Origin of the sequence: Klebsiella sp. 4_1_44FAA, assembly GCF_000238715.1 — a bacterium.
GTDB lineage: Bacteria > Pseudomonadota > Gammaproteobacteria > Enterobacterales > Enterobacteriaceae > Klebsiella > Klebsiella pneumoniae.
In genome coordinates this window covers 692,212-700,958 of sequence record NZ_JH414799.1, presented here as the reverse complement: position 1 = coordinate 700,958, position 8,747 = coordinate 692,212, and the positions used below count along the sequence as shown (strand labels likewise).

At 55.3% G+C, this 8,747-nt stretch carries 8 protein-coding genes and 2 pseudogenes; 5 read left to right on the top strand and 5 right to left on the bottom strand.

Annotated features, from left to right (window positions below):
• From HMPREF1024_RS28575 to ldtB, 3 genes and pseudogenes are all read left to right on the top strand, one after another.
• Window positions 1-352: IS3 family transposase (locus HMPREF1024_RS28575; protein ID WP_009308217.1), on the top strand; the 352-nt coding region annotated here is incomplete at its 5' end.
• A 25-nt stretch (window positions 353-377) separates the two neighbouring features.
• A pseudogene (locus tag HMPREF1024_RS17120) lies at window positions 378-629 on the top strand (tyrosine-protein phosphatase); the annotation flags it as partial.
• A 200-nt stretch (window positions 630-829) separates the two neighbouring features.
• The gene (gene ldtB, locus HMPREF1024_RS17125) at window positions 830-1,744 is read left to right on the top strand and encodes a L,D-transpeptidase (protein ID WP_002895871.1); all 915 of its coding nucleotides are present in this window, start codon (window positions 830-832) and stop codon (window positions 1,742-1,744) included.
• 144 nt (window positions 1,745-1,888) lie between these two features.
• Here the strand turns inward: ldtB and HMPREF1024_RS17130 are convergent, their stop codons facing one another.
• From HMPREF1024_RS17130 to mntR, 4 genes are all read right to left on the bottom strand, one after another.
• Window positions 1,889-2,605: a GntR family transcriptional regulator gene (locus HMPREF1024_RS17130; RefSeq protein ID WP_004151705.1), complete on the bottom strand. Its 717-nt coding sequence runs from the start codon at window positions 2,603-2,605 to the stop codon at window positions 1,889-1,891.
• 68 nt (window positions 2,606-2,673) lie between these two features.
• Window positions 2,674-4,050 carry a glycoside hydrolase family 1 protein gene (locus HMPREF1024_RS17135; protein ID WP_004223813.1) on the bottom strand — a complete coding sequence of 459 codons (1,377 nt, stop codon included), beginning with the start codon at window positions 4,048-4,050 and terminating at the stop codon, window positions 2,674-2,676.
• A 169-nt stretch (window positions 4,051-4,219) separates the two neighbouring features.
• Window positions 4,220-5,332 carry an anion transporter gene (locus tag HMPREF1024_RS17140; protein WP_009308215.1) on the bottom strand — a complete coding sequence of 371 codons (1,113 nt, stop codon included), beginning with the start codon at window positions 5,330-5,332 and terminating at the stop codon, window positions 4,220-4,222.
• A complete protein-coding gene (gene mntR / locus HMPREF1024_RS17145; protein ID WP_004183487.1) occupies window positions 5,329-5,802 on the bottom strand; it encodes a manganese-binding transcriptional regulator MntR in 474 nt (157 codons plus the stop codon). Before mntR ends, HMPREF1024_RS17140 begins: the two co-directional genes overlap by 4 nt.
• 185 nt (window positions 5,803-5,987) lie before the next feature.
• Here mntR and mntS point away from each other — a divergent pair, with 185 nt between their 5' ends.
• Window positions 5,988-6,113, top strand: a complete 126-nt coding sequence (mntS, locus tag HMPREF1024_RS17150) for a manganase accumulation protein MntS (protein ID WP_002895851.1) — start codon at window positions 5,988-5,990, stop codon at window positions 6,111-6,113.
• Between the two features lie 268 nt (window positions 6,114-6,381).
• Window positions 6,382-7,963, top strand: a pseudogene (locus HMPREF1024_RS17155) (phosphoethanolamine transferase).
• 90 nt (window positions 7,964-8,053) lie between these two features.
• Here HMPREF1024_RS17155 and ompX read toward each other — a convergent pair.
• A complete protein-coding gene (gene ompX / locus HMPREF1024_RS17160) occupies window positions 8,054-8,566 on the bottom strand; it encodes an outer membrane protein OmpX (RefSeq protein WP_002895845.1) in 513 nt (170 codons plus the stop codon).
• Window positions 8,567-8,747: the final 181 nt, after the last annotated feature.

Here is an 8,747-nt window from a genome sequence, read left to right as displayed (position 1 = left end):
GGTATGCGATGCCCTGCAAATGGCGCTGTGGCGGCGTAAGCGGCCAAAAGGGGTTATAGCCCACAGCGACCGGGGTGGTCAGTACTGCTCAGCAGATTATCAGGCCCTGTTGAAGCAGCACGACCTTCGGGGCAGCATGAGTGCAAAAGGCTGCTGCTATGACAATGCCTGCGCGGAAAGCTTTTTCCACACGCTGAAGGTAGAGTGCATCCACGGTGAGCGTCTAATCAGTCGCGATGATATGCGTACGATGGTATTTAATTACATTGAGTGCGATTACAATCGCTGGCGTCGTCACAGTGCCTGTGGCGGCCTCAGCCCGGAACAATTTGAAAATCAGAATCTCGCTTAGGCGCGTGTCCATATTACGAGGAGAGGATCAGTATCTCCTTACCCACGGCATGCTGACGCAGGTGGAGGCCTGGATGTTGGAGCTGCTCGGCAACGACCTCACTGCCCAGGGGCGCCAAAGCCTGGCGGATATTCTGACGGTAAAAGAGTCCTATCTCGCCGCCGCGCTGTCGGCTATTCACCAGCGCTATGGCACCGTCGACGCCTGGCTGGCGGCAGAGTACCAGCTTACCGCGCCGGTTCGCGCCGCGCTGCAGGCCCGGCTGCTGGAAGAGTAACCGCCCGTTACCCGCGCGGCGAGCGATGCTTCGGCCGCATGCCGGACCGCGGCAGCCGAGGCGACAGGGAAAAAAATGTGATTTCGTACACATCTGATTTACCTGTTCAGCGGAATGCACATATAATGCGCTCCCATCTACTGTCTCAATCATTAACAAAGGCCTGTGTGGCGTTGATTTCGCACACGACATTAAAGACTATGAAATTATCTACACTCTTAGCGGCAGCCTTCGCCATCGTAGGCTTTTGCAATACAGCGTCTGCTGTCACCTATCCTTTGCCAACCGATGGCAGCCGTTTGGTTGGTCAGAATCAGGTCATTACCATTCCGGATGATAATAAACAGCCGCTGGAATACTTCGCGGCGAAATATCAGATGGGGCTTTCCAACATGCTGGAAGCCAACCCGGGGGTGGATACTTACCTGCCGAAGGGCGGTAGCGTCCTGAACATCCCTCAGCAGCTGATTCTGCCGGATACCGTGCATGAAGGGATCATTATCAACAGCGCGGAAATGCGTCTGTACTACTACCCGAAAGGCACCAATACCGTGATCGTTCTGCCGATCGGTATCGGCCAGTTAGGTAAAGATACGCCGATCAACTGGACCACCAAAGTCGAACGCAAGAAGGCCGGCCCGACCTGGACACCGACCGCCAAAATGCATGCTGAATACGCCGCCGCCGGCAACCCGCTGCCCGCCGTCGTACCGGCCGGTCCGGATAACCCGATGGGGCTGTACGCGCTGTATATCGGCCGTCTGTACGCCATCCACGGCACCAACGCTAACTTCGGTATCGGCCTGCGCGTGAGCCACGGCTGCGTGCGTCTGCGTAACGATGACATCAAATTCCTGTTTGAGAACGTGCCGGTCGGCACCCGCGTACAGTTTATCGATGAGCCGGTAAAAGCGACCACCGAGCCGGACGGCAGCCGTTACATCGAGGTGCACAACCCGCTGTCGACCACCGAAGCGCAGTTCCAGGGCGGCGAGATCGTGCCGATCACCCTGACTCAGCCGGTACAGGCAGTTACCAGCCAGTCTGATGTCGATCAGAACGTGGTTGAGCAGGCTATCCAGAACCGCTCCGGTATGCCGGTGCGTCTGAACTAAGTTGTGCTGACAAGAAAAACGGCGGGCCTGATGCCCGCCGTTTTTTTATCGGCATTTTCCCTCGAGGCGGCTAACGCTCGCCCGGGCTACCAAACCCTACCACGCCGTAACCCCGCTATGCGCAGCGCCAGCAGGAGCCCCGGCCTAGCCGTTATTCACCAGAATAATCCCGCCGTGATCGTAGCGATAATGGCAGTGGGCGTACTCCAGCGGCGTGCCATCCTCCAGATAGATAACCTGCTCCACCTCCAGCACCGGATCGGTCGGTTCGCAGTGAAGATGCTGTTTATCCAGTTCCCCGGGCTTCATCGCCCGCACCACGCGGTAAGATCCCATCAGCTTCAGCCCCAGCGTCTCCTGCACATAGCGAAACACGGAACCTTCCAGATGGCTTTTGGTTAACCCCGGCACCAGCCCCACCGGCATGACCGTCAGATCCAGGGATACCGGCTCGCCGTTGAGCAGCCGCAGGCGAACAAAGTCATACACCGGGGCATCGGCGTCGATAAGCAGCGAACTTTGCTCCTTGTCGCTGGGAAAGCGCACCGCAAAGCGCACCACTTCGCTTTGCACCTCGCCAAGATGCTCCCAGGTTTTGGTGGCGCCGAAATAGTCGCTGCCGGGCAGCTCCCACTGCGACAGCTGAAGGAAATTTTTCCGCACAAAGGTGCCCTGCCCTTTTCGGGTATAGATCAGCCCTTCGACGATTAACTGGCGCATCGCCTGCTGGATGGTCATCCGGCTGGTGCTGAACTCCGCCGCCAGCGCAAACTGGTCGGGTAGCGGCGCGCTGGCAGGATACTGCTGGCTGATGATGCGTTTTTTTATTTCCCGCGCGATTTGCAGATACTTCGCCGTCATTTCCCGGTCCTTATCCATTCAGTGAGTGGCTGGCGGGCTGGATACACCATCTGACCGCCAGGGCAGCGTTACATCGCTTCGCCGTTGCTGCGGAACACCTGCTTCAGCCATGCATAGCTCTTCTTCGGCACCCGCCGCAGGTCCTTGAGGTCATGGTTTTCGCGATTGACGTACACCACGCCGTAGCGCTTACGCATATCGCCCTGTGAGCTCAGGATATCGATTAATCCCCAGCCGAGATAGCCGATCACCTGCGCCCCATCCTCAAAGATGGCCGCTTTCATGGCGTTGATATGGTCGCGATGGTAAGCGATGCGGTAATCATCGGCAATGGGATGTTCGCCGTCCCAGGACTCAATCACCCCGATGCCGTTTTCAATCGGGAACACCGGCAGGCGCCAATCGTTATAGTAACGAGTGATGATCGTCCGGAAGCCCAGCGGATCAATCTGCCAGTTCCATTCCGTCGCTTTCAGGAACGGGTTATCCTGGTTGCCAAACAGCATATAGTTGTTGACCGCCGTTCCCGGCGGGATCGCGTCGCTGTTCAATGTGCGGCTGGCGTAATAGCTGAACGCCAGATAATCGACCTTCACCGTCGCCATCAGGGCGAGATCCTCCGGACGATAGATATCATCGAACCCTTCCGCGGCGACAAAATGCATCACCTCCGGGCTATAACCCTCACCCGCGTATGCGCGCAGCAGGTTCTGGTTTAAGAACTCATCCAGCTGCTGGGCGCAGAGGATATCGCGTGGTTTGCAGGTAGCCGGATAGACCAGAGCGTGAGCCAGCATTCCGCCCATCAGACACTGCGGCTTCGTCTGGTGCAGATAGTGAGTTAGATGGACGTGCGCCATCATCACATGATGCTGGATCAGATACAGTTCGCGCAGGGTCTTCTCCCCCTGCAGATAGCCGGAAATCAGAAACGCTTCCGGCGAATGGTACAGATTCTGCTCATTAAAGGTGAGCCAGTATTTCACCTTGTCGCCATAGCAGGCGATCATCTTCTGGCCGTAGCGGATAAAAGCGTCCATCACCCGGCGGTCGGTAAAACCATTGTAGCGCTCCGCCAGCGACAGCGGCATATCGAAGTGGTACAGGCAGATCATCGGCTCAATGCCGCGGGCGAGCAGTTCATCTATAAATTGATGGTAGAAGGCGATCCCCTGTTCATTGAATTCGCCATCTCCGTCAGGGCACACCCGGCTCCAGGCGATCTGAAAACGGTAGCAGTTCATGCCCAGATCCTGCATCAAATCGAAATCTTCCCGATAACGATGATAAGAGTCGGTCGCCACCTTCCAGTCGGAGGCGAACTCCGCCGGTTGACGGATATCATACACCGACATCCCCTTGCCACCCTCGTTCCACGCCCCCTCCGTCTGCATGCTGGAGACGGAATTTCCCCATAAAAAATCTGCCGGTAGTCTGTTCTTCATGCTGCGCCTCGGTATATGACTAGTCATTTAAACGTAATGACTAGTCATATACCGGAAAGTGAAAAGGTAAGCAAAGGCCGGGATCGGTTTCTGTGAGCCGGACAAAAAAAGATCGCCCCGAAAGGCGATCCTGGCGATCGAAGTGAATGATGGCGCGATTCTGTTGAGATCAGGCGCTGAGTTTGAAGAGCCAGTAGCCGCTGAGTGCCGCCCATAGCAGCATTGGAATGGAGTAGAGATGGAAGCGCCACCAGATGCGCCGATCGCTGGCCATACGCAGGGCGATAATATTGGCCAGCGAGCCCGGCAGCAGGCCAAAGCCGCCCACGTTAACCGCCCAGGCGAGCAGTATTGACGGCGGGACATAGTTGAGCAACAGAATAGTCGAGGGCACATTACTGATCACCTGCGACAGGCCAATAGCGGTCAGCCACAGTCCACCGCCGGAGAGGGTCCCCACCCCGCTCAGCACCTGGTGCAGCGCCGGAAGCTGGGTCAGCAGATGGACGTCAATAAACATCACCATAAACACCAGCAACAGCGACCAGTCGACATGGACGATCACCGCCCGGGCCAGCACCAGGAAGCCCAGCAGCACCAGCGCCAGCCCCCACAGGGCCTGATTCATCTCCAGCGCTGTCAGAAACACCACATACAGTCCCAGACAGCTCCAGACGAGCTTGGGTTGCCATGACGGCGCCCTGTCGCTGCTCTGGTAACTGAGCCGCTTCGCCGGAAAACAGAACCAGCACAGCGCCAGCAGGATCAGCATCATCGCCGCTGCCAGAGGCAGCATCTGACCGATAAACCCGAAGAAAGAGAGGCCGGATCGTCCCCACAGCAAAATATTCTGCGGGTTGCCGATCGGCGTCAGCAGCGAACCGGCGTTCACCGCCAACGCTTCGAAAATAATCAGCCGGTTCACCGGGATGGCGCACCATTTTTTTAGCGTCAGCGTCAACGGCACCACAATAAACAGCGCAACGTCGTTGGTAAGAAAGGTAGACAACAGCGCCGCCGCCAGCACCATAAAGATGGCCAGCTGGCGCTCAGTCACAAAGCGGCGGGCCATTTTTCGGCCCAGCACGTCAAAATAGCCGCTCAGTTCGATCCCCTTAGTCAACAACATCAGGCCGCTAAGCGTGACGATGGTATGCCAGTCAATGGCCGCCGGCCAGCTTGCCGGGACAAACGGCACGATGGCGCTGAGCACGCAGGCGATAATCAGCAGCAAATGGAGAAAACGATCGCGCAGCAGCGACTGGACGAAGGGAAGAGTCATGCTTCCTGAGATCCCTGTGTTTGGGTAAATTTCAGGAACATCGCCAGCGTCTCTTCGCTCACGTGATGCTCCATCCCTTCCGCATCACGTCGGGCAATCTCCGCGCTGACGCCGATCGCCAGCAGGAAGTTCTCCACGATTTGATGGCGCTCGCGGCTCTCCTGGGCTAGCTTCTCACCTTCCGGGGTTAAGAAGATCCCGCGCCAGGGGATCTGTTCAATAAGACCGACGCTGGCCAGGCGTTTGAGCATTTTAGCGACCGTAGGTTGCGAAACGCCAAGACGCGCGGCCATATCCACCTGGCGCGCCTCGCCCACTTCGTTGATCAGATCGGAGATCAGCTCCACATAGTCATCGATCAGCTCGCGGCGATGCGCTTCCCGCACCTGGCGAAACCCTTCCACGTGCTCTTCAACATTCACTAACTGCGTCACTTTTTTTGTTATTGGCTTACCTGCGCGACGGTTCATTGTGCTTCCTCATTCGTGTGACGCGTCAAGCATCGTATAAAAAGATCCACATTGTAATGGATTGCGCCAAGAGCACAAAAAATTAACGTTTTAGCCATAGCTATAAAATATAGCCTGTGCTATATCTGTATATAATGCAAACATCCATCAGGGAATGACGGAGCGAACTGGCAGGAGGAGAGCAGATGAATGAATTCAAGAGGTGCATAAACGTGTTTAGCCATTCACCCTTTAAAGTACGATTAATGCTGATCGGTATGCTGTGCGAGATGATCAACGGTAAACCGCAGCAGGGCAAACCCAATTCCTAAGGCGGCGTCGCGGTACGCCGCTTCATTTTTCTGTCATTTTCTGCCGGTAAAATGACCGGTTCCCCCCGTTTCCCTGACCTTTTTTCAAGTTTTGTAAGCGCCCTCGCAAAACAATCTGTTATGTCTGGTTGACCTTACCATTTACAAGCCCTATCTTTGCACAGCCCTGCCACATTCGCGGCTCGCAGAGACCCTCTTCACGCACTGTCCAGCAGGTTTTACCCCTTGACGCCAGGGGATGCGCATGGCCTCTTTTTGATTGTTTACTATGAATGTCACCACCCTGAAAGATACGCTGGTCGCCCGCCGACTGGCACTGAACCCATGGACGGGATTCTACTTTTTACAGTCGCTGTTAATTAACCTGGCGCTGGGCTATGAATTTAGCCTGCTTTATACCGTGGCATTTACCTGCGTGTTACATCTGCTGTGGCGCGCCTTTCCGCGCGTCCAGAAAGCGGTGGTCGGCGCCTATTCCCTGCTGGCGGCTCTGTACTATCCCTTTGGCCAGGCCTACGGTGCCCCCCAACTTCAACACTCTGCTGGCGCTGCACGCCACCAACGTGGAAGAGTCTACGGAAATCCTGACCATCTTCCCGTGGTACAACTATTTGCTGGCGGTCTTCATCTTCGCTCTCGGGGTCATTGCGGTTCGCCGTAGGATCGTTGAGCCATCACGCTGGGGAAAAATGGATACGCTGGGCCTGTTGTTCAGCATCGGGATCTTCTTTCTCCAGCCGGTGCAAAACCTTGCCTGGGGCGGTGTATTCAAGGTGATTGACACCGGTTATCCGGCCTTTCGTTTTGTCAAAGACGTGGTGGTGAATAACAACGAGGTGCTGGACGAACAGGCGCGGATGGCGCAGCTGGCTGGCATGAAAGACAGCTGGCACGTGCTGGCGGTAAAGCCAAAATACCATCTCTATGTGGTGGTGATCGGTGAAAGCGCGCGCCGCGATGCCCTCGGCGCTTTCGGTGGCCATTGGGACAACACGCCGTTTGCCAGCTCGGTAAACGGTTATCTGTTTAACAATTACATCGCCGCCAGCGGCTCAACGCAGAAATCGCTCGGCCTGACGCTTAACCGGGTGGTCGATGGCAAACCACAGTATCAGGATAACTTTGTCACCCTCGCCAACCGCGCCGGTTTCCAGACCTGGTGGTTCTCCAACCAGGGGCAAATTGGCGAGTACGACACCGCTATCGCCAGCATCGCCAAACGGGCGGATGAAGTACAGTTCCTGAAAAACGGCGATTTCGAAGCCAATAAAAACACCCAGGACGAGCAGTTGCTGAAGCTGACCGAGCAGGTGCTCTCAACCCAGCGTACCCAGCCGCAGCTGATTGTCCTGCACCTGATGGGCTCTCACCCACAGGCCTGCGATCGGACCAAGGGCAAATACACGGTTTTCGTTCAGTCGAAAGAGACCTCATGCTACCTCTACAGCATGACGCAGACCGATTCGCTGCTGGCTAAGCTTTATCATCAGTTGCAAAATTCCGGTGACACTTTTTCCCTGACCTATTTTTCCGATCATGGTCTGGCGTTCAAGGAGCGGGGCAAAGAGGTGCAGTATCTGGCGCATGATGATAAGTTCCAGCAGAACTTCCAGGTGCCGTTTATGGTGCTATCCAGCGATGACAAAGCGCATAAAGTGATTAAGGCGCAGCGTTCGGCGAATGATTTCCTCAGTTTCTTCTCCCAGTGGACCGGGATCCAGGCGGCGGAAATCACCCCACGCTATCGGTTTATCTCTGAGCAAAAGGCCGGTCCGGTGTACATCACCAACTTCCAGCTGCAGAAGGTGGACTACGCTCACCTCGGTACCGATGAGTTCACAGTCAATTAATTGCGCCGGCCCGGCCAGTCGCCCGGGCCGGCCGTCAGCAGGCAAAAAAAATCCGCCCCGAGAGGCGGATTTTTCATATCACCGGAGTGATTAGAAGCGGTAACCCACGCCAGCAATCCAGGTGCCGACGTCAACGTTACGAATACGAGACTGCTCGTAGGAGAAGTCCAGAGCAACGTTTTCGATCGGGTTGAACTGCAGACCAGCACCGTAGGAGAAACCGTAGTCGCTCATATCGGATTTATGAGGGTAGTTGTTGTTCTGGAATTTACCGTAACCAACGCCCACTACGCCGTAGATGCTTGCCCAGTCGTTCAGACGGTAAGCCGGACCAGCGGTGATGCCGTAGTACTGACCTTTGTTGTAAGTACCGTTGCTGTTGTTATCCTTCTCGGTGTAGGTGAAGGAACCGATAACGCCCAGCGGGTTGTTATCTTGCTCGTAACGGTATTTCAGGTTGAAACCGCCAGCTTTGTTCGCTTTACCCTGCATGTCGCTCTGCGCGTAACCGCCGGTTACGGTAGAAGTTGCAGCAAATGCAGTGGTACCTACGGATGCAGCCAGAACAACGGCCAGTGCTGAAAGACGTGCAATTTTATTCATAACCACCTCAAATGTGTTTCTAATAAGTCCTAAGCCTTAAATATATCAAAAACTTTTGGGAAACTCTTTGGAGTTTACATTGTCTAACATACTTTTTTATGTAACCAAAAGTTTCCATATTTCTGTAACAATATGGAAAACAACAATTTTTGGCGTTAACTTACATCTTAACGCTCATTAA

What these genes read in the sequence shown, in the direction of transcription:
- ldtB (WP_002895871.1), top strand. Translation starts at nt 830, where the DNA reads ATGAAATTATCTACACTCTTAGCGGCAGCCTTCGCCATCGTAGGCTTT.
- HMPREF1024_RS17130 (WP_004151705.1), bottom strand. Translation starts at nt 2,605, where the DNA reads ATGACGGCGAAGTATCTGCAAATCGCGCGGGAAATAAAAAAACGCATC.
- HMPREF1024_RS17135 (WP_004223813.1), bottom strand. Translation starts at nt 4,050, where the DNA reads ATGAAGAACAGACTACCGGCAGATTTTTTATGGGGAAATTCCGTCTCC.
- HMPREF1024_RS17140 (WP_009308215.1), bottom strand. Translation starts at nt 5,332, where the DNA reads ATGACTCTTCCCTTCGTCCAGTCGCTGCTGCGCGATCGTTTTCTCCAT.
- mntR (WP_004183487.1), bottom strand. Translation starts at nt 5,802, where the DNA reads ATGAACCGTCGCGCAGGTAAGCCAATAACAAAAAAAGTGACGCAGTTA.
- mntS (WP_002895851.1), top strand. Translation starts at nt 5,988, where the DNA reads ATGAATGAATTCAAGAGGTGCATAAACGTGTTTAGCCATTCACCCTTT.
- ompX (WP_002895845.1), bottom strand. Translation starts at nt 8,566, where the DNA reads ATGAATAAAATTGCACGTCTTTCAGCACTGGCCGTTGTTCTGGCTGCA.